The following is an 18,362-nucleotide window of genomic DNA, read 5'->3' as shown; positions in this document are numbered from 1 at the left end:
GCATGACCGCGAGTACCACCGTGCCCGCCCTAGCCCCAACACCCCTAGCCCCTCGCCCCTCGATCGTCGACGTCTCCGTCCTCGTCCCCGCCAAAGACGAGTCGGAGAATCTGCCACTGTTCATGGAACAGGCAGACGCGACTTTTCATTCGGTGCCTAACGTCTCCTTCGAGGTCGTCGTTATCGATGATGGCTCGGAGGATGACACTTGGCCGGTTCTCCAGCAGCTCACTCGGCGCTATCCATTTCTGAAACTCGCGCGGCATCGGAGCCGCCGCGGCATCGCTGACGCCCTTCGTACCGGCTATCTGCACGCACGTGGGCGAGTTCTCGTTTTCTATCCCGCCGACCTGCAATTCAAGCCCGAAGACATTCCGCATCTCGTCGCACCCATTCTCGCCGACGAAGCGGACATGGTCACGGGGTTCAAGGAAGGGAAGTACGAGAAGGCGCTGGTGTCCGGGATATACAACCGACTCAGCCGTCTGTTGTTCGACGTGAAGGTCAAGGATCTCAACAGCGTCAAGGCCTATCGACGCGAGATCATGGAAGTTCTGCCGGTGCGGCCGGATTGGCACCGCTACATGATCGTGATTGCCGCCGCGCAGGGTTTCACGGTTGCTGAAGTCCCGGTGCCGCTCTATCCACGCCATGCGGGTCGCTCTAAGTTCGCGAGCTGGCATCGGATTCCGATCGGCGTGCTTGACATGCTCTCGGTGTGGTTCGAGCTGCGATTTGCTCAGAAACCGTTGCTTGCCTTCGGGATGCTCGGCGCGGTGATCTTCGTTGTCGGTGTGCTCGCCGGACTTCTGGCGCTGGCGCGCCTCTGGATCTACGACGTCGGCCAGCGCTGGGTGTGGACGATCATCCAAACTTGTCTCATCCTCGGCGGTGTCTTTGGCGCCGCGGGACTCCTCGGGGAGCAGATAGCCGGTCAGCGAGCGGAGATGCGCGAGCTTCGCCGCCGCTTGGATGAGGCGGTTGGCTCGTCGTCGGAGAGCCCCACCGGCGATCGCCCCGGCTTTTGACCGCCAGGGGCGACCCTCCCGCTGCCGCTTCGCCAGGCGCTAGGCGCATCGCCTGGCGCTTTGCCCAGTACGCATTGGCCATCGCCTTCGTCATTTTCGCGGCGTGGACGATCTGGCGACAATGGCGCGACGCCTCCGCCGCCGAGCTGAATATCGAGTTGCATTGGGGATGGCTCGGGCTGTCTTCACTTGTCGTGCTCGCGACTTACGGACTACTCGTCGAGATCTGGCGACGCCTGCTCGCGCGCTCCGGAGCGCGGGTGTCGTTCGCCCTCGCTGCCCGCGTCTGGTTCGTTTCAAACTTGGGAAAGTACGTTCCCGGTAAAGTGTGGCAGCTTACGTCCATGGCGACGATGATGCGTCGCGAGCAGGTCTCGCTCGCCGTCGCCGGTAGCTCCGCGATCATGGTTGCCGTCTGTAACGTCGTCGCAGGATTCGTCGTTGTGCTGGCGCTCGGAACGCAGTCCTTACGAGCGCTCGGCGCTCGCACGCAAGGCGCCGTGATGGCCGCCACGGTCATACTCCTACTCGCGCTGCTGCTCGCGCCACTCACCGTGAAGTGGGCCGCAACTCTGGTTGGCCGTGTCATGAAGCGGACGGTCTCGCTTTCCATCCCTGCGGTGGCGGTGTGGGAAAGTACCGCAGGCTACGTGATTACCTGGCTCCTCTACGGCGTCGCATTCGAGCTCTTCGCCGTGGCCGTCGTCGGCCGCGCCGGCGGCAGCTGGGCGGCGTACGTCGCGACATTCACACTCTCTTATCTGGTGGGCTATCTCGCGCTGCCCGCGCCCGGCGGTCTCGGCGTCCGCGAATGGGCGATGACCACCGTGTTCGTCGCCCTCAAGCTGGGGACGCCCGCGGAAGCGGCCGTCATCACGGTTGCCTCACGCCTTTGGCTCACGGTGCTCGAGGTCACGCCGGGACTCCTTTACCTCGTTCGGCGGTCATGACTACCGCCTGACACGACGCCCGCGCCGATTGGCACCGATTATCTCTACGTCGTCCTGGCAAACGGTCGAGCAGTGAAAGTCGTCGAGGTCGCCACGCGCGAAGTTTACAAGACGATCAACACCGGTGGCGATCCTCGTAACATCGCGATTGCCGCCGATGGTACTGTCATCGTTGCCGACCAGACGGGCTTCCGGCGCTTCATCCACTAGCTGTGGGCACACGCGGCAGCCGGATCCCATACCGGGCGAGGAACGACGCGATCTCTTCGGTCAGGGGACTCCCCGACTCGCTTCGGCTCTTTCCAGCGAGATCCAGCCAGTACGCGCCTTGCTCGCCCAGCGCGCGGCGCTCGGCGTCGTCGAGCGCGACTTCCGTCAGCAGCGTGTCACCTCGGTCGAGCGGGACGTCTTGGCCTGCGCCGCGTCGCCAAACCAAACGCCAGCGCCTCCCGTCGCGATGATAAGTGCGCTCCGCGCCATTCGCCTCGATGCGTGTCCCTTCATACATGACATACCGGTCGAATTCGCTCAGCATCTCCGCTACTTTCGCCGCGCGCTGCTCGGCATTCAATCGTCGTGGAAAATCCGGCGCTGAGCGAATCACCTTCGCAGGCGAACCGACCGCGAGACTGCACGGCGGGATCGTACCTTGCACGAGCGAATTCGCGCCGATCACCGAGCCGTCACCGATCGTCGTGCCCGGCATGATGAACACACGCCAGGGCAGCCACACGCTCTTGCCTAACGTCACAGGCTCGTAATTCACCGGGTAGCCGTCGAGCGCATTCAGCCATGCGCCGTGGGTGAAAATCAGGCAATGGCCGCCGATCCCCGTGTCGTCGCCGATCGTCACCGGCTTCGTCGGATTGATGTACGCCATCTGGAGAATGATCGTCCGACTGCCGAGCGTGAAACTCGACTCGGGCAGCTGCGGTCCCCCCACATAAACCTGCTCGCGAATGCGAGCGTCCTCGCCGATTGTGATCTTCTCGCACGCGACGTAGCTCATCGTTCCCACGCTCGAGTGACGCCCGATCTCGATCGTCCGGCCCATGACGACCGCGAGCAACCCGATCTCGACGTGATCACCAAGGCTGACGTTCTTCCCGACCACCACACCGCCAAACGACATGCGTACACCGCGGCCGATGCGATAGCCGAGCAGATGCCGATACGCCCACACCTTCAGGGCGCTTGGCATCCATCCGAAGAGGATGAGGTGCCTGAAGGGAATTCGCTTCTTCGGAATCATTCGGCGAGGTAAGGGACCGCGCGAAGTCTGGGCCGCCACGCGCCGACGAGTCAAGTACGCCACCGTCTTGCTCGCGGCGATGGATGATCCATCACCATACGTCGACGGATCTGGCGCGCACTTGCGCCCTGTTCCATAGCCGGTCAGCTTGGGAGCGACTCTGATGCTCGCGCTCGACCCGGAATCTCAACCACGCGGCTCGGCCGAGCGATTCGGGCTCGAGCTCCTCCTCGATTTGTCGCGCGTCCTGCGTTTCGCGGGGAACGGCGACATCGTGCGTCTCCGTCTAGTCGATGGTGAGGAGGCCGTGACACTCGCCGCGTGTCTCGCTCGCGGTTGGTGGATCGAGCGCGGCGACGGTCAAGTAACGGTGCCTCGTTCGGTGCTCCGGCTGGTGACATCGATCGCCGGCGCGGCGCGCGAGCAGCACGCAACGATCTATGACCGTTTCGGCCGCGTGCGTGCCGAGGACAACGACCTCGTGACCTCGGGCCACGAGCGTTCGCCCGTCCTGAGCCTCGCCGCCGTCGAGTTGCGGCGCGCCGTCGTCGCTGTCGCTGGCCGAAGACCCCTGCGACTGCTCGCGCCATGGCCAAATGGCAAGCGCTGGGCTGTAGTATTGAGTCACGATCTCGACGTCGTGGCGCATTGGCCCGTTTTCACCGGATTGCGTATCGTCGAGCTGGCACGTAAGCGAGATTTTAGTCGCATCGGCGCGATCATTCGCGCCGCACTCGGTTCTGCCGTTGGCAATCCCGTGTGGCAGGGCGTGGCGAGCGTGCTGGAGGCCGAACGCACGTATGACGTGAAGTCGACATGGTTCATCCTCTGTGGGACCCCGACGTTCGCGACAATGCGCGCCGGCGATCTGACTTATGTCCCTGAGTCGCCGGCCGCCCGCCGTATCATCTCCGCCATCGCATCCGCCGGCCACGGCGTCGAGCTTCACGGCAGCTTCGAGACGTACCTCGATGCGGAGCGCTTCCGCGCCCAACGAGAGCGGTTGGGTGCGATCGCGGGTGCCATGCCTAACGGCGTTCGCCAGCATTATCTGCGCATGCGACCGGGCGTCACCCATCGGGCGATGGCCACCGCTGGATTTAACCACGACTCGACCTTCGGCTTCGCCGATCGCAATGGATTTCGGCTCGGCGTCGCCGACGTCGTACCCGTGTGGAGCGAGAGTGATCAGAGCTCGCTGAACATCGACGAGATTCCGTTCACGTGGATGGACCGCGCGTTGAGTAAGTACCGGCGCATCGAGTCGCCGGACGCCTGGATCGCCGACGCGTTGGATCTGGCCGAGACGACGCGTGCAGTCGACGGCCTCTGGTGCGGCATCTGGCATCCCAATCTCACGACGGCCCTCGGCTTTCCCGGCGCGCCCGATGCCTACGGGAACCTCGTCAGCCGACTCGCGATGATGCACGCCTTCTTCGCAACGACGGGGCAGATCGTTGCCTGGCGGCGCGCGCGGCGTGCCGCCCGCGCTACGGCGATTGCCGCCGACGGCACCGTGCGCTTTCACACGACCGAGCCGGCGCCGCAATACGCGCTCGGTCTGGAGAATGCCGCCGGAGCGCGCCTCGCCGAACAACCCTCGCCACACTCGTGATGCGTGCGCTCTTCATCGCACACGCTTATCCGCGATACGAGAACGATCCGGTCGGGTCGTTCATCCTTCGCCTCGCCACGGCGCTCCGTGATCACGGCATCGACAGCGAGGTCCTTGCTCCCTCCGCGCCGGGCTTGACGAGCCACGAGATCATCGAGGGAATCCGCGTCCACCGCTATCGTTATGCGCCAGGCGGCATGGAGTCCCTCGCCTACGGCGGAATGATGAGCGTGCAGGTCCGCAGCTCCTGGCGCGGCCGCATCGCGATGGCGGGACTCCTCTCCGCCGCGTTCGCCAAGTCGCTACGCCTCTTGCGAACGGGCCAATTCGATCTTGTCCACGCGCACTGGTGGTTTCCCGGAGGAATCATCGGAACGGGACTGCGCGCGCTCGCCCGGCGGCCACTTGTGACGACACTGCATGGCTCGGACGTGCGTCTCGCCCGCGATGTCCTCGGAGGTGCGCGCGCGTTCCGCTTCGTCGCGCGTACTACCGATGCGCTGACGACCGTCTCGTCCTGGCTCGCGCGCGAAGCCACGCAGCTGGCACCGAAGGCGAATCCGATCGTGGCACCGATGCCTGTTGTGCCGGGTCTCTTCCATCCCGGCAACGCACGCGTCGAGAACCGGCTCCTCTTCATCGGTAAATTGACTGAGCAGAAGGGACTTCACCATCTGCTACGCGCCCTCGCCATTATGCGGACGCGACCCTCGGTGGATGTCGTTGGTGCCGGACGCGTCGACGATGCTCATCTACGAGAATTGGCGCAGGACCTTGGCGTCGCCGACCGCATCAACTGGCTGCCACTCCTGTCACAGGCGGATCTGGCCGAGCGGTATCGTGAAGCCGCAGTGCATGTGATTCCCGCGCTCGACGAAGGACTCGGTCTCACCGCAATCGAGTCGCTTCTCTGCGAGACGCCGGTGGTGGCGTTCGATTCTGGTGGTGTTCCAGACGCGGTCGTGCCAGGGCGAACCGGAGTGCTCGTTCAACCAGGGAACATCGAGGCGCTCGCTACGGCTCTTGACGAACTTCTGACAAATCCAGACGAGCGCGCGCGTTTAGGCAGGGGAGGGCGCGCTCTCATGATCGCGAAGTTCAGTCCTGATGCGGTCGCTGCCCGCTACGCGTCTATCTATTCTGACGCCGTTCGCCATCGCCGCGGTTGAGCGTCGCCGTTAGCTTCTGCCTTAGCTAGACCCGAGAACCGATAAATGGCCACGCCACAGCGAGCCGCGCCGCGTCCTCCGAAGGAAACCAAGCGCACCCCTAAAGTTGTAGCTGCGATAGCAGTTGCACCTCGCCACGAATACGCGCTCGCCGCGCTCGTTCTCGCTCTCTGCACTCTGGCGTTGGCGTTTCCCGCGCTCAGCGGTCGATTCCTCGTGAATCCGATGAGCGATCAGTACACGGGCGGGTACGCCGTTCGAAACTTCGCGGCTATGTCGCTCAAGGCGGGGCAGGGAATCCCGCTGTGGAATCCATATCTCTTCGGCGGTTTGCCCTACGTCGCCGCCATGCACGGCGACATTTTTTATCCCACGTTCCTGCTACGCGCGTTGTTGCCCACGGACGTCGCGATGACGTGGTCCTTCATCATCCACATTTTTCTCGCGGGCTTCTTTACCTTCGGCTTCTTGCGCGCGTGGGGCTTGGGATTCATCCCGGCGCTGGCGGGCGGTGTGGCGTACATGATGTGCGGTCCAATCGCCGCGTATGTCTCGCCAGGCCATGACGGAAAGCTCTACGTTAGCGCACTCTTTCCGCTTGCTCTTTGGATGTTGGTTCGAGGGATCCGCGACGGCCGGCACTGGGTGTGGGGCGTCCTCGCGCTCGTCATCGGACTCGCCGTGCTGAGCCCCCACCCGCAGCTGCTACAGTACATGCTTCTCGGGTGCGGAGCATTCTCGCTGTACCTCGCGTTCGCGCATATCGAGGCCAGCGATGGATCGGTCGTCCAGCTCGATCGCGCAACTGCCGTCAGACGACTTGGTTTGGCGCTCGGCGCGGTGAGTCTCGGCGCCCTCATGGGTTCGGTGCAGTATCTGCCGGTGATGGAATACGTACCGTTCTCCCCGCGCGCAGGTGGTCGCGACTACGCCTACGTGACGACGTACTCGCTGCCGATCGAGGAACTGATCAATACCTACTTGCCCGAGTTCAGCGGCATTCTTTCGCGCTACTGGGGTCGTAATGGAATTCATCTGCATAGCGAGTATCTCGGCGCGGCGAGTCTGCTGCTCGCCGGCGCGGGCCTGACGAGCAGACGGAAGGCGTTCCGCTGGTTCTGGATCGGAACGTTCATTGTCAGTCTGCTCTGGGCGTTAGGCGGCAATACGCCCTTCTATCGTTTGATCTACGCGATCGTGCCGGGGACGAAGTTCTTCCGTGCGCCGAGTACGATGCTGTTCGTGATCGCATTCTCGGTCGCCATGCTGGTCGCGCTGGGCGTGGAGCAACTGTTGGAGCGCCGCATCTCCGTGCGATATGCAGTCGGCTGGCTGATTGCGGCGGTGGTCATTGCCGCGCTCGCGTCGGTCGGCGCGCTGACCAACGTGGCGCAAGTGATTGCAGCTTCCTGGGCCGGAGATCAGCTCGACGCGTTCATTGCCAGCAATAGCACGGCGGTCATTCTTGGGGCGTGGCGCTGCTTCCTCGTCGTCGGCCTTGCGGCGGGACTGGTGTGGCTACTCGATCGGGAGCGCCTAACGACGCGCCTCGCCGGATGGCTGGTGGTCGCGCTCATCGCGCTCGACCTCTTCAGCGTCGAGAAGCAGTACTGGATGTTCTCGCCAAGAGCATCTGTGCTTTACGCGTCCGACGCGGCGATCGACTATGTGAACTCGCAGCGTGAACCCGGCCGCGTACTGGCGATGCCCCTTGGCAACCCACCCAGCGGAGACGTCATGCTCGAGGGCGATGGGCTTATGGTGCATAACGTCAGACAGGCGCTCGGTTATCACGGCAACGAGATCGGGAGATACCAGTTGCTCGCCGGCAAATCAAGCACGACGGGCTATGATCCACGTATCTATTTGAGTCCGGCGTTCTGGCGCCACGAGAATATTCGCTTCTTCTACACCAACGCCGACAGCAGCCTCATTCACGAGTTGACGGTTCAGCTCGGGCTTCCGCCGATGGAACGCGTCGTTGGACCGGTGAAGGATGCGCAAGGCACTCCGGTTTATTTGTACCGAGTGGCCGGCGACAATCCGCTCGCCTGGCTTGCACCGGTGTTCGTGAAGGCCCCGGAGGATCAGACGCTCGATGTCGTGCGAAAGCAGGAGTTCGACCCCCTTCGGGTAGCCATTCTCGACACAACATCGAAGATTCCGGGACAGCAGATCAAAGCGCTGCCCGAGCCACTCGCGGTGCCGGTTAACGTTCGGAGTTATTCACCGGGTAGGATGCAGCTGCAGCTTGTTTCGCCGGCGCCGGCAGGAGCAGCGCTCGTCGTCTCGGAGAACTATTTCACTGGCTGGCGGGCGACAGCAGACGGGAAACCGGCGCTCACGGACCGCGTGGACTACAATCTCATCGGCGTCCAATTGCCAACTGGCGCACGCTCCGTAGAGCTTCGCTACGAAGATCCGGCTTACGAGCGCGGCAAGGTGATCACCATCGCTTCAATGCTCGCCGCGCTCATCGCAATAGGAGTCGGGGGTCTATTGTACAAGACTCACGTAACCGGCTTCGTTGGCGATCGCGGCACGTCCGTCCGGTAGGAAGACCATGCGGCGCGGGATGCCACCAACAATCAACGTCCTACTGATGCTGCCCGTCGCGCGATCGACGACATACACCTGACCCGCCGAACTGGCCGATATGTACAGTTTCGAGCCATCGGCGGTGAGCCGCAGGGCGAACGCGCCAGGGAGACCGCTGAATCGAGTAACCGACGAGAGGTTGCTACCACTCAGGACGTCCACCCAACCCGATTCGTTCGCGACGTAGATGTTGCCGCTCGCGGCGTGATAGACGATGTCCTCCGGCATGCCGCCAACGTTGAGTGAATCGGTAACCGTCATCGTCGCGGTGTTGATGCGGAACACCTTCGCGCTGAACCGTTCCGAGGCCCAGAGCGTTGAACCGTCGGCCGACACGGCCACGCCATTGACCTGGGTACCGAGCGGGAGTGACGCCGTCCTCGTGGCGGTGGACAGCATGAAGGCGTCTAATCCGCCATTCTTTCCCACGTAGAGCTGTGAGCCGTCAGGCGAGAGTAGCACACGCGCCGAACCGCCATCAGCGAGATTCTGCAGGAGGCTCGCTGAGGCGATATTCACTTCTGCGACATTCGGCCCATCTACTGCGGACACAAACGCGACTGTTCCCTGTGCATTCACGAAAACATCACTCGGGGTCTGTGATACGCCAACAGAACTTCCGACGGCGAACGATCCGGCATTCACAAAGGAGACCGAGTTGACATCGAGGGAGGAGACGAGAATCGATCCCGGCGTCCCGGCGACGTAAGCGATTCCAAAAGGTCGCCCGCTGAGATGTCCAAATCTCGGCACGACGCTCACAGGGACGGTGGCCGTTACCGCAGTGCCTGTTACGCTGCCGGTGATGACAGCATTCCCCTCGCCATGAGCGATTACTCGACTACCGGAAATCGTTGCGACCGCCGTGTTCGAGGACGTATATGTCACGGGAGCACCCGCGAGGGGATTCTGCTGCGCGTCCGTCACGAACGAAGTGAGCGTGGTCGTATCGGTGAGGCCGAGCGAGATCAGCGATGGTTGGATCGACAGGACGCTTGGAGGTCCGGCACCAACGCTTACGTTCACCGTCGTGGAGAGCGGCGGCGAAGAAACCAGCGCGGTCAACGAAGCAAATCCCGGGCGAGAAGAAAGAATCCATGCGCTGGGTGAGGCGACGCCGTTCGCGTCCGTGGACACGCTCGTTGGCGTAACGACTGACCCGACGCTCGTCACGAACGACACGGAAACATTCGGAAGCGGACGCCCGCCCGAATCCTTAACAACGAATGTCGGTACCGGCGTGAGACTAGCACCGACGGTTCCCAAGGTCGCAAGCGGCTGTCGCGCCGTTAGCGTCGCCGGTCCGGTGAGCCGAGGCGAGCTCGAAGATCCACACGCGGCGACAACGACCACCAACGCGACCGACACGAAATTGCGGTTCAAAGTTTGCCGCATGCAAAACTCCACTTTCAGGCTGTTCAGGCGGTCGAGATCTCTCGAAATTTGTCGGATCGCGATCAGCGCTTCGTCGGGTTGATGCGGGCAGAAATGTGCTATCAAACCGACAGGCGCCGCGACATTATAACATGACGGCGTGCGAGCGGTCACGCCAGCCGTGTTAGCCGCAAATCGAGTCACCCCATTAGGAGGCTTGTACATGCGCGTAGCTAGTGAACAGCAATCCTTGTCACTCGTTGCTGCGGCTGCGCTCTTCTCCGTCGCTGCATGTAGCGGATCCACCGAGCCACGCCAAAACGGGACAACACACCCGGGTGGCGTGATCGCGGCCACCATCGCCGTGGGTCAAAGGCCCTACGGCATTGGCGTCGCCGGAACAACAGCCGTGGTCACCCAGCTCGACGGCGCGCAGATCGTTCGCCTTGACCTAGCCGCAGCGCGCGTCGTCGACTCCATTCACGTCGGCAGTGTTCCGACCGGTATCACGCTCTTCGCCAACGGCGCCGCTGCGGCGGTGACCAATCAGATGGACGGGAACGTGCAGTTCGTCGACCTCACGGGGAAGCAATCGACCGGAGTGGTGAACGGACCGTCGACCACGTTTCGGGTGCTCGCCTCGCGCGACGAAAAACACGTCTACGCGACGGCGTCGAGCGGCAGTCTCGGCGTGATCTCGTTGCCCGGCCACTCGGTAGAAGCGTCGCTAACCGTTGGCGGTGCGCCTAACGGTTTGGCGCAATCTCCCGACGGCAATATGCTCTATGTGTCAGCAATGTTCGGTGGCATCACCGTCGTCGATACACGGAGCAATACCGCAGTGCGCTCGATCCAGCTTTCGGGAACGCTGCAGGACATTGTGGTATCACCGGATGGACGAGAACTCTACGTAGCGGATGAATCTGCAGGCGTCATTCACGTCTTGAACGCCACAACCGGCAGCGAGACCACGCAGATCTCGATGGGCGCATCGGTGTTTGGTCTCATGCTCACGCCCGACGGCAAGCAGCTTTATGCATCGAGCCCTTCGGCGGGAGTGCTCTGGATTGTCGATCGGGCATCGCGAAGCAAGCTATCGACCCTGCCAATCGGTGGTATCCCGCGTCGCATAGCGTTCGACGAGACAGGAAAGCGCGCGGTGGTATCGAACGAGTCGGGATTCGTGACAGTTATCGAGTGATTGGTCGACACTCTGTGGTGTCGCACGGCTGGCGATCACTCGCCAGCCGTGCCAGTTTTCACGGCGAACGCAGGCGAGGCATCGCAGCACGGTCCGCGCCTCGCATTGCAAGCGAACCGATTCCCCCACCAAGCATTGAAAGAGGGTGGTCGCCGCCGACATTGCGTGCACGACGCGGAAACGCAGTCTCTGGCAGCGAAGCCCTCTTCGTGCGAATCCCCGCAGGTTGAGGAGTGGCCGAACGCGCGCTGGTCATCGTCCCGACATACAACGAGCGCGAGAACATCACGCGACTCGTCGGAGCCATTCTCGAACAGGATCCTCGCCTCGAGATCCTCGTCGTCGACGACGGATCACCGGATGGTACCGGCGAAGTCGTCGGGGATCTCGTGCAACATGAGACGCGGCTACATATCATCAAGCGGCCACGCAAGATGGGGCTTGGTACGGCATACATTGCTGGATTCAACTGGGCGCTCGAACAGTGCTACGATTTCGTGTTCGAGATGGACGCTGATTTCTCGCACGATCCCGCGCATTTGACGCAGTTTCTTCGGGCGATCGAGGACGCCGATCTCGTCCTCGGTTCGCGCTACCGGAATGGTAAAGTGACGGTTGTGAACTGGCCGATCAAACGCTTGCTGTTGAGTTACTTCGCCAACGTGTACGCTCGCATAGTCACCGGCTTACCTGTGTGGGATGCGACTGGCGGCTTCAAATGCTTTCGCCGAAGGGTGCTCCAGGCAATCGACCTCACGCACGTTCGGTCCAACGGCTATGCATTTCAGATCGAGATGAGCTTTCGCGCGTGGCGAAAGCACTTCAAGATCGTAGAGATACCAATCGTGTTCGTCGATCGTACCGAAGGGCAGAGTAAGATGTCACGGTCGATCGTGCGCGAGGCGGTCTGGATGGTCTGGCGGCTGCGGTTCTGGGCCCTGAGGCGGATCGTATGAGGGCGTGAATCGTGATCAAGAAGGGACGTCCGTTTTATAAGCTGACCGGCTCGGGTAACGACTTCGTCTTCGTCGATGTGAGGAGCGAGCCGGCCGGGCTGCTCGAGGAAACGCCAACGATCCGTGCTATTTGCGCGCGCGGTTCCGGCGTCGGTGCGGACGGCATTGTCTTTCTTCGCGGCAACCGTTCCTCCATTGCGATCCGATACCTGAACAGCGACGGCACGATCGCGGCGCTCTGCGGGAACGCGACGCTGTGCGGCGCTCGGTTGGCCGTCGAACTCGGGATCGTTGAACAGGACTCCGAGTTCGAGATATCGACGGACTCTGGAACCGTCACCGCTCGTTTTCGAGCGGGTCAGCCCGAGATCGACCTTCAGCCTGTTACAGAACTCGAGGATTGCTTCGACGCGGCATTGGCGGCAGGCGAGAGTCGTCTGGGCTTCGCGCTGGTCGGCGTGCCGCATTTGGTGGTCCTGTGCGGAGACGTCGAGCGGATGTCGGTAGTCGAGCGGGGCCGCGAGCTGCGGCACCATCCAACGCTGCGCCACGGCGCGAACGTGAATTTCGTTTCGCGCGGCGACGATGGCTGGCACATCCGCACATACGAGCGCGGCGTCGAGGTTGAGACACTCGCTTGTGGGACTGGGGCAGTGGCCTCGGGTTTGTTGCTGGCCGCCTGGGGTGAGGCCACGGACGCAGTCGAGCTCAAGACCCGCTCAGGCCGATCGTTGCACGTCCGCCATCACGTGATTGGCGACCGATACGCCGCGTCCCTATCTGGCGAGGCGCGGATCGTCTTTGTGGGGAATATCGCAGAGATATTCAGCGCAACGATTTAGCAAGAGAAAGTGGAGAACCGATTTGGCTTCTCCACATTTCTTCACAGATTGAGTTTACATAATACATCTTATACGTACGTATCTGCGGCTGCACAAACCGACCGCCGAGCGACGAGCCAATTCTTCCGGTCTTAGACCGACATCACCAAGCAGCAATCACGACTTGCCCGCCCGTTTTGCGTCGAGCTCGGCCAATCGCACCCGAGCCTCTGCCGCCACAGACTGAGATTTCTGATCTGTCGAGAGCTGCGTCCACAGCCGCCGAGCATCCGCGTTGCTGCCGGCCGCGGCGTACGAACGCGCTGCCTTTGCTCGATAATAGGCCTTCTCGTTGTCGTATATGGTCGCGTCCGCCGCCTTCTCGTATGCCTTCGCGGCGTCCGCATTCTTGCCCATCTGCGCGTGTCCATCTCCCATGAGGCTCTGAACGGCGGCCTCGCTGCCGCCTGCATGGCCGGAGATCTCCTGAAGGACTTTGATCCCTTCCGCGTACTTGCCACCGTTGTAGTCGGTCTGCGCCAGTAACAGCGCCGCCTCTGTGCCCGCGCCGGTTCCCTTATATCGCGTCACGACCCGCTGCAGGTCGCTGCTAGCAAGCGCCGTGTTGCCAGACTGCAGCGATTGCTCGGCTTGCATCAGGCTCCGGTCCGCATTGACCGTCTTGATCTGCTGCGACCGGATGTAGAACCAGTAGCCCGCCGCAGCGATAGCGACGATCGCCGCCGCGCCGCCAAGCAGCCTCGAGTTGACCTGAACCCACTCCATGACGTCGAGACCGTCGCTCAGCTTGTTCGCGCGCACTGGAGAGGGCGCTGGAGTGGGCTCCGGAGTCGTCGATTTCGGCTTCCCAGCCATTGTGCAAGACCTCGTTAGGTTGACCGATTATTTGTCCCAAAGCGCCCCCGGGGTGACTCGAACACCCGGCCAACGGTTTAGGAAACCGCTGCTCTATCCATCTGAGCTACGGGGGCAAGACTCGGACATAACCAGTTTAAATTAGCGGCCCACCGTCAACTTCGCCCACCACGATGCCAAGTCGGCCATCGTTTGACTCCCGTTGAGTGAGCGGCCTCAGTAAGTCACCAGGGCCTGCAGGCGGCTCAGTTTTAGGCGCTCGAGTCCTGGAAGGAAACTGAGCGCGACGAGGAACGAGAAGCCCAAAACGTCACCGCCAAGCCCTTCGATGAGGCGACGCGTCGCGTCGGCTGTTCCGCCAGTCGCGAGGACGTCATCGACGATAAGCACTCGCGGACGGCGTTCCCAGTGACACGCGTCCGCATGAATCTCAAGTCGGTCAGTGCCGTACTCAAGCGCGTACTCGATCGCTTCCGTTTTCGCCGGCAACTTCCCCGATTTCCGGACGGGAATAAATCCGGCGCCGAGATACTGTGCGACGGGAGCCCCAAGGATGAATCCGCGGCTCTCGATCGCAACGACGTGCGAGACGCGCTCAGGTTCGAACGACCGCGCCATCGCGTCCGTGGTTGCGCGGAACAATGACGCGTCGGACAGCAGCGGCGTGATGTCCTTAAAGATGACACCCGGCTTCGGGAAGTCCGGGATGTCTCTAATCGCGCTTCTGATGCGCGACTCGAGCTCTCGCGCGGCACTGCTTTGAACGACGGTCATTTGAGAATCCCGAAAGGCTCGAGCGCGGATGCGGTTGGCTGTGCGCGTTGATCTTCGACTTCGCTCACCCTCGCTCCTGAGGGGCCGGAATTAAGGAGCGCGCGAAGCTTCTGGAGCGCCACTTCGTTACCCACAGCGAACACTTCGACAGCGCCATCCTGCCTGTTTCGCACCCACCCTGTCAGGCCGAGTGCACGCGCACGTTCGCGGACGAACCAGCGAAATCCGACTCCCTGCACCCTTCCCCGCACCGCGACGTACAGCACGACTCAACGCCTCTCCCGGTGGTCCCATCCGTGATGGCCGACGAGCGGCACGAAGCGGACGGGCCCGAGCTCCTTTCGCTGCAGCTGACCATTCGTGCGCTGGTACATGACGAGCTGTTGGTCTTCGCGCGTACCGACGGGAACGAGCATGCGTCCGCCTTCGGCAATTTGCGTGAGGAGCGGCTCAGGCACCGAAGGTGCGCCAGCGCTGACGAGAATCGCATTGTAGGGCGCGTATTCGCGCCACCCCAGCGTCCCGTCACCGAGCAGCATCGAGACGTTACCGACGCCCGCGCGTTGAATGGCCTCGCGCGCCAGTTGGTACAACGCTGGAATTCGCTCGATGGTGAACACTTGCTCAACAAGGTGCGCAAGGAGCACGGTTTGATATCCAGAGCCCGTGCCGACCTCGAGGACCTTCTCGTGTCCACTGAGGTGCAGAAGCTCGAGGTATCGCGCATGAATGGACGGCTGCGAGATGGTCTGTCCATTCCCGATCGGCAGTGGACTATCATCGTAGGCGCGATGGCGTAAGCCCGTCGGAAGGAATTGATGACGTAGCGTTTGCTCGAACGCGCGAAGTACGGCGAGATCGCGAATCCCTTTCTCGCGCAGCGTCTCGACGAGCCGCAGTCGTGCACCGCGCAATTCCTGATCTACAGGTCGCGCCACCATGTCGCCGCCGCGTCGAGAACGTTGTAGTGCGTGAGATCGAGCTGCAGGGGCGTTACCGAAATGAACCCTTCCTCGATCGCACGAAAATCCGAGTCTTCTTCGCCCGTCCAACTCGCGTGTCCTCCGCCAATCCAGTAGATCTCGCGCCCCCACGGATCACGCATTGGCGTGATCGAGTTGGAATACACACGCCGGCCAAGGCGCGTCAATCGAACGCCTTTCACGGCACCGCCATCGACCGGCGGTAGATTCACATTGAGCAGCGTGTTGGGTGGAAATGCCGGCAGCGACGTCAGGTGGCGCAGCAGGTCCGTCAATACCCGCACCTGTTTTCGCAGATGAGTAACATCCGCCCGAAGATCGCCGCCCGCGAACGAGATCGCGATCGACGGTATGCCTAACGCCAGACCTTCCATCGCCGCGGCGACGGTGCCCGAGTAGAGGACGTCCTCACCCATGTTCTGGCCGTGGTTGATTCCGCTCAGGACATAATGCGGGCGTTCAGGCATCAGGGCTTCGACGGCGAGCATCACACAGTCGGTCGGCGTGCCGTCGACTTGCCACTTCGTGTCGCCGCGACGAACCGGCCGAATCGGATGGTGGAGCGTGAGTGAATGGCTCGTTGCGCTTTGTTCTCGATCCGGGGCGACGATGGTGACGTCACCCAGCGGCGCGGCTGCCTCCTGCAAGCACTCGAGACCATGCGCGAGGATGCCGTCGTCGTTCGTGAGCAGAAGCCGCATCAGCGCGCTCCATTCTCGCTCGAGGACTCCAACTGTCGCAGGAGATCGCGAAGGTCCTGTTCGATCGACTCGAGTGTCTCGACGGCGAGCGCATCGCGTGAGATCCGCCGCAGCCCCCCAGCCTTCCGATGCTCGTTCAACTTCTGGCGCGCCCCATCGATCGTGTACTTCTCGGCGTATAGTAGATGCTTAACGAGGAGAACCAGCTCGATCTCCTTGCGTTGATACACGCGGTTGCCCGACCGATTCTTCGCCGGATTCAGAAAACGGAACTGGCTCTCCCAGTAGCGCAACACGTGCGCCTTGAGACCGGTGAGCTCACAGACCTCGCCGATCGAGAAGAATTCCTGAATCGGATCCGGGCCGGCGCTCATACGTCCTGCTCGGCGCGCAGCTCACGCGCCATCAGCTCTTGGGCAGCGAGTTTTGCCGAGTGATGATCGAATAGAATTCGATAGACCATCTCCGCGATCGGCATTTCGACGCCCTCGCGCGCCGCGAGCTCGATCGTGCTCGCGCAGGTTACGACGCCCTCGGCGACCGTCTCCTTGCCGGCGCGCGCCTCCTCGAGCGTCTTGCCGCGCCCGAGCTCGACGCCTAACGCGCGATTGCGACTCAAGGAGCCGGTGCACGTCAGCACTAGGTCGCCGATACCAGCGAGGCCGGCGAACGTCGCCGGCTGCGCCCCCAGCGACATACCTAGCCGCGTCATCTCGGCGAGACCCCGGGTGATCAGGGCGGCGCGCGAATTGAAGCCGAGGCCAACGCCCTCGAGGATTCCCGTGGCGACCGCCATCACGTTCTTGAGGGCGCCTCCAAGCTCCACGCCAACGACGTCGTCGTGTGTGTAGACACGGAAGCTGCCGCCACTCATCGCTTCCTGAACGAACAAAGCGGCATCGGCCGAAACCGAGGCCGCAACAACGGCGGTCGGCTGCCGCGCCGCCACTTCAGCCGCAAAACTAGGCCCCGATAACGCGACGACTGCGTGGCGAGGCACCTCGGCGACAATGATGTCCGTCATCAACGCCATCGTGCCCAGCTCGATTCCCTTGGACGCAACGGTGACGATCGCATCGCGATGAATGCACGACGCCGCCGACCGCGCGATTCCGCGCAGATGGTTCGACGGCGTAGCGTACAAGACGAGTCGCGCTTCCTCGAGAGCTACAGACTGGTCATTGGTCGCGACCAGCTCGGGCGCCAATCGTGCACCAGCGAGAAAGCGGGTGTTCTCATGCCGCTCGTTGATTGATTGCACGACATCGGCTTCGTATGCCCAGAGCCGAACCTCGTGGCCGGCCACGGCCATCAGATCAGCGAGCGCAGTCCCCCATGCACCCGCCCCGATCACCGCGCAACGCGTCACGTTGCGAATCGCGCGGCCACGAGCACCGCGAGGACGACAACGAGACCAATCGCCAGCGCCGCCGCCATGCGACGCGATGGCTGAGTGCCTGGCTTGCCGAAGCGATGCTCTTCGCCTCGTCGGAGTCGCCCGATATTTCCGCGATGCGTCCAGTACACGAACAACGCAACGAGGACGCTGATCGCAAACAGCGGCGACGTCGGACCGACCGTCACACCGATGAGCACGGGAAGCAGCGACGCACTGATGAGCGATCCGAGCGACACGTATCCACTCGTTAGGAGCACGACGGCGAACACGATCAAAACGAGCAGCGTCTGTATCGGTGCGAGCGCGAGGAAGACACCGGCCGCGGTGGCGACGCCTTTCCCGCCGCGCTTGAAGAGCAGGAACAACGGCCGCGTGTGGCCGAGAATCGCTGCGACGCCGCACGCGATCGCGATCCAGATTGGCGGATAGCTGGAGACCGTGTACCGCGGCAAGAGCAATACTGGTATCGCACCCTTCGCGACATCGAACGCGAACACGACCAGCCCGATCTTCGTGCCGAGCACGCGAATGACATTGGTCGCGCCGAGGTTGCCCGAGCCGTGTTTTCGAAGATCGACGCCGCGTGCCTTCCCAGCGATATATGCCGAAGGAATCGAGCCGGCGACGTACGCGATCGCGATGGCGAGTGCCGGATGCATTGCTTT

At 62.5% G+C, this 18,362-nt stretch carries 18 protein-coding genes and 1 tRNA gene; 9 read left to right on the top strand and 10 right to left on the bottom strand.

Annotated features, from left to right (window positions below; all coding sequences use genetic code 11):
• Window positions 1–2 precede the first annotated feature (2 nt).
• From VGH98_09605 to VGH98_09595, 3 genes are all read left to right on the top strand, one after another.
• On the top strand, window positions 3–1,028 hold the full coding sequence (locus VGH98_09605) for a glycosyltransferase (GenBank protein HEY2376214.1): 1,026 nt from the start codon (window positions 3–5) through the stop codon (window positions 1,026–1,028).
• Between the two features lie 74 nt (window positions 1,029–1,102).
• Window positions 1,103–1,978: a lysylphosphatidylglycerol synthase domain-containing protein gene (locus tag VGH98_09600; protein HEY2376213.1), complete on the top strand. Its 876-nt coding sequence runs from the start codon at window positions 1,103–1,105 to the stop codon at window positions 1,976–1,978.
• A 72-nt stretch (window positions 1,979–2,050) separates the two neighbouring features.
• The gene (locus VGH98_09595; GenBank protein ID HEY2376212.1) at window positions 2,051–2,188 is read left to right on the top strand and encodes a hypothetical protein; all 138 of its coding nucleotides are present in this window, start codon (window positions 2,051–2,053) and stop codon (window positions 2,186–2,188) included.
• Here the strand turns inward: VGH98_09595 and VGH98_09590 are convergent.
• On the bottom strand, window positions 2,178–3,230 hold the full coding sequence (locus tag VGH98_09590; GenBank protein HEY2376211.1) for a hypothetical protein: 1,053 nt from the start codon (window positions 3,228–3,230) through the stop codon (window positions 2,178–2,180). The genes VGH98_09595 and VGH98_09590 overlap by 11 nt on opposite strands.
• A 163-nt stretch (window positions 3,231–3,393) precedes the next feature.
• On the opposite strand from VGH98_09590, the gene VGH98_09585 reads away from it, so the two are divergent.
• The 3 genes from VGH98_09585 to VGH98_09575 are packed head-to-tail and all read left to right on the top strand — an operon-like array spanning window position 3,394 to window position 8,570.
• Window positions 3,394–4,845 carry a hypothetical protein gene (locus tag VGH98_09585; protein ID HEY2376210.1) on the top strand — a complete coding sequence of 484 codons (1,452 nt, stop codon included), beginning with the start codon at window positions 3,394–3,396 and terminating at the stop codon, window positions 4,843–4,845.
• Window positions 4,845–6,014, top strand: coding sequence for a glycosyltransferase family 4 protein (locus VGH98_09580; protein HEY2376209.1), 1,170 nt, complete (start codon window positions 4,845–4,847; stop codon window positions 6,012–6,014). The genes VGH98_09585 and VGH98_09580 overlap by 1 nt, the downstream gene beginning before the upstream one ends.
• A gap of 45 nt (window positions 6,015–6,059) precedes the next feature.
• Window positions 6,060–8,570 carry a hypothetical protein gene (locus tag VGH98_09575; protein HEY2376208.1) on the top strand — a complete coding sequence of 837 codons (2,511 nt, stop codon included), beginning with the start codon at window positions 6,060–6,062 and terminating at the stop codon, window positions 8,568–8,570.
• On the opposite strand, the gene VGH98_09570 is transcribed toward VGH98_09575, so the two are convergent.
• The gene (locus tag VGH98_09570; protein HEY2376207.1) at window positions 8,511–10,007 is read right to left on the bottom strand and encodes a hypothetical protein; all 1,497 of its coding nucleotides are present in this window, start codon (window positions 10,005–10,007) and stop codon (window positions 8,511–8,513) included. The genes VGH98_09575 and VGH98_09570 overlap by 60 nt on opposite strands.
• A gap of 202 nt (window positions 10,008–10,209) precedes the next feature.
• Between VGH98_09570 and VGH98_09565 the strand changes: the two genes are divergently transcribed.
• The 3 genes from VGH98_09565 (at window position 10,210) to dapF (ending at window position 12,985) form a co-directional block, all read left to right on the top strand.
• A complete protein-coding gene (locus VGH98_09565; protein ID HEY2376206.1) occupies window positions 10,210–11,187 on the top strand; it encodes a YncE family protein in 978 nt (325 codons plus the stop codon).
• Between the two features lie 233 nt (window positions 11,188–11,420).
• Window positions 11,421–12,143, top strand: a complete 723-nt coding sequence (locus VGH98_09560) for a polyprenol monophosphomannose synthase (GenBank protein HEY2376205.1) — start codon at window positions 11,421–11,423, stop codon at window positions 12,141–12,143.
• Window positions 12,144–12,154: 11 nt separating this feature from the next.
• Window positions 12,155–12,985 carry a diaminopimelate epimerase gene (gene dapF, locus VGH98_09555; GenBank protein HEY2376204.1) on the top strand — a complete coding sequence of 277 codons (831 nt, stop codon included), beginning with the start codon at window positions 12,155–12,157 and terminating at the stop codon, window positions 12,983–12,985.
• Window positions 12,986–13,141: 156 nt separating this feature from the next.
• On the opposite strand, the gene VGH98_09550 is transcribed toward dapF, so the two are convergent.
• The 8 genes from VGH98_09550 to plsY all read right to left on the bottom strand — a co-directional run bounded on the left by VGH98_09550 (window position 13,142) and on the right by plsY (window position 18,356).
• Complete coding sequence (locus VGH98_09550; GenBank protein HEY2376203.1) at window positions 13,142–13,840, bottom strand: tetratricopeptide repeat protein; 699 nt, start codon at window positions 13,838–13,840, stop codon at window positions 13,142–13,144.
• 42 nt (window positions 13,841–13,882) lie between these two features.
• Window positions 13,883–13,956 (bottom strand) — tRNA-Arg (locus VGH98_09545).
• Window positions 13,957–14,056: 100 nt separating this feature from the next.
• On the bottom strand, window positions 14,057–14,614 hold the full coding sequence (locus tag VGH98_09540) for an adenine phosphoribosyltransferase (GenBank protein HEY2376202.1): 558 nt from the start codon (window positions 14,612–14,614) through the stop codon (window positions 14,057–14,059).
• Window positions 14,615–14,883: 269 nt separating this feature from the next.
• Window positions 14,884–15,555: a protein-L-isoaspartate(D-aspartate) O-methyltransferase gene (locus VGH98_09535; protein HEY2376201.1), complete on the bottom strand. Its 672-nt coding sequence runs from the start codon at window positions 15,553–15,555 to the stop codon at window positions 14,884–14,886.
• Window positions 15,537–16,298, bottom strand: a complete 762-nt coding sequence (gene surE / locus VGH98_09530) for a 5'/3'-nucleotidase SurE (protein ID HEY2376200.1) — start codon at window positions 16,296–16,298, stop codon at window positions 15,537–15,539. Before surE ends, VGH98_09535 begins: the two co-directional genes overlap by 19 nt.
• Complete coding sequence (locus VGH98_09525; protein ID HEY2376199.1) at window positions 16,298–16,672, bottom strand: MerR family transcriptional regulator; 375 nt, start codon at window positions 16,670–16,672, stop codon at window positions 16,298–16,300. Before VGH98_09525 ends, surE begins: the two co-directional genes overlap by 1 nt.
• Window positions 16,669–17,667 carry an NAD(P)H-dependent glycerol-3-phosphate dehydrogenase gene (locus VGH98_09520; protein HEY2376198.1) on the bottom strand — a complete coding sequence of 333 codons (999 nt, stop codon included), beginning with the start codon at window positions 17,665–17,667 and terminating at the stop codon, window positions 16,669–16,671. Before VGH98_09520 ends, VGH98_09525 begins: the two co-directional genes overlap by 4 nt.
• Window positions 17,664–18,356, bottom strand: a complete 693-nt coding sequence (plsY, locus tag VGH98_09515; protein ID HEY2376197.1) for a glycerol-3-phosphate 1-O-acyltransferase PlsY — start codon at window positions 18,354–18,356, stop codon at window positions 17,664–17,666. Before plsY ends, VGH98_09520 begins: the two co-directional genes overlap by 4 nt.
• Between the last annotated feature and the right edge of the window lie 6 nt (window positions 18,357–18,362).

The sequence above is a fragment of the Gemmatimonadaceae bacterium genome (assembly GCA_036496605.1).
Classification (GTDB): domain Bacteria; phylum Gemmatimonadota; class Gemmatimonadetes; order Gemmatimonadales; family Gemmatimonadaceae; genus AG2.
This window is presented reverse-complemented; position numbering and strand designations above follow the sequence as displayed.

Excerpts from the sequence above, each read along its gene's own strand:
- VGH98_09605 (HEY2376214.1), top strand. The coding sequence starts at position 3 with ATGACCGCGAGTACCACCGTGCCCGCCCTAGCCCCAACACCCCTAGCC.
- VGH98_09590 (HEY2376211.1), bottom strand. The coding sequence starts at position 3,230 with ATGATTCCGAAGAAGCGAATTCCCTTCAGGCACCTCATCCTCTTCGGA.
- VGH98_09585 (HEY2376210.1), top strand. The coding sequence starts at position 3,394 with ATGCTCGCGCTCGACCCGGAATCTCAACCACGCGGCTCGGCCGAGCGA.
- VGH98_09580 (HEY2376209.1), top strand. The coding sequence starts at position 4,845 with ATGCGTGCGCTCTTCATCGCACACGCTTATCCGCGATACGAGAACGAT.
- VGH98_09575 (HEY2376208.1), top strand. The coding sequence starts at position 6,060 with ATGGCCACGCCACAGCGAGCCGCGCCGCGTCCTCCGAAGGAAACCAAG.
- VGH98_09570 (HEY2376207.1), bottom strand. The coding sequence starts at position 10,007 with ATGCGGCAAACTTTGAACCGCAATTTCGTGTCGGTCGCGTTGGTGGTC.
- VGH98_09565 (HEY2376206.1), top strand. The coding sequence starts at position 10,210 with ATGCGCGTAGCTAGTGAACAGCAATCCTTGTCACTCGTTGCTGCGGCT.
- VGH98_09550 (HEY2376203.1), bottom strand. The coding sequence starts at position 13,840 with ATGGCTGGGAAGCCGAAATCGACGACTCCGGAGCCCACTCCAGCGCCC.
- VGH98_09540 (HEY2376202.1), bottom strand. The coding sequence starts at position 14,614 with ATGACCGTCGTTCAAAGCAGTGCCGCGCGAGAGCTCGAGTCGCGCATC.
- VGH98_09535 (HEY2376201.1), bottom strand. The coding sequence starts at position 15,555 with ATGGTGGCGCGACCTGTAGATCAGGAATTGCGCGGTGCACGACTGCGG.
- surE (HEY2376200.1), bottom strand. The coding sequence starts at position 16,298 with ATGCGGCTTCTGCTCACGAACGACGACGGCATCCTCGCGCATGGTCTC.
- VGH98_09525 (HEY2376199.1), bottom strand. The coding sequence starts at position 16,672 with ATGAGCGCCGGCCCGGATCCGATTCAGGAATTCTTCTCGATCGGCGAG.
- plsY (HEY2376197.1), bottom strand. The coding sequence starts at position 18,356 with ATGCATCCGGCACTCGCCATCGCGATCGCGTACGTCGCCGGCTCGATT.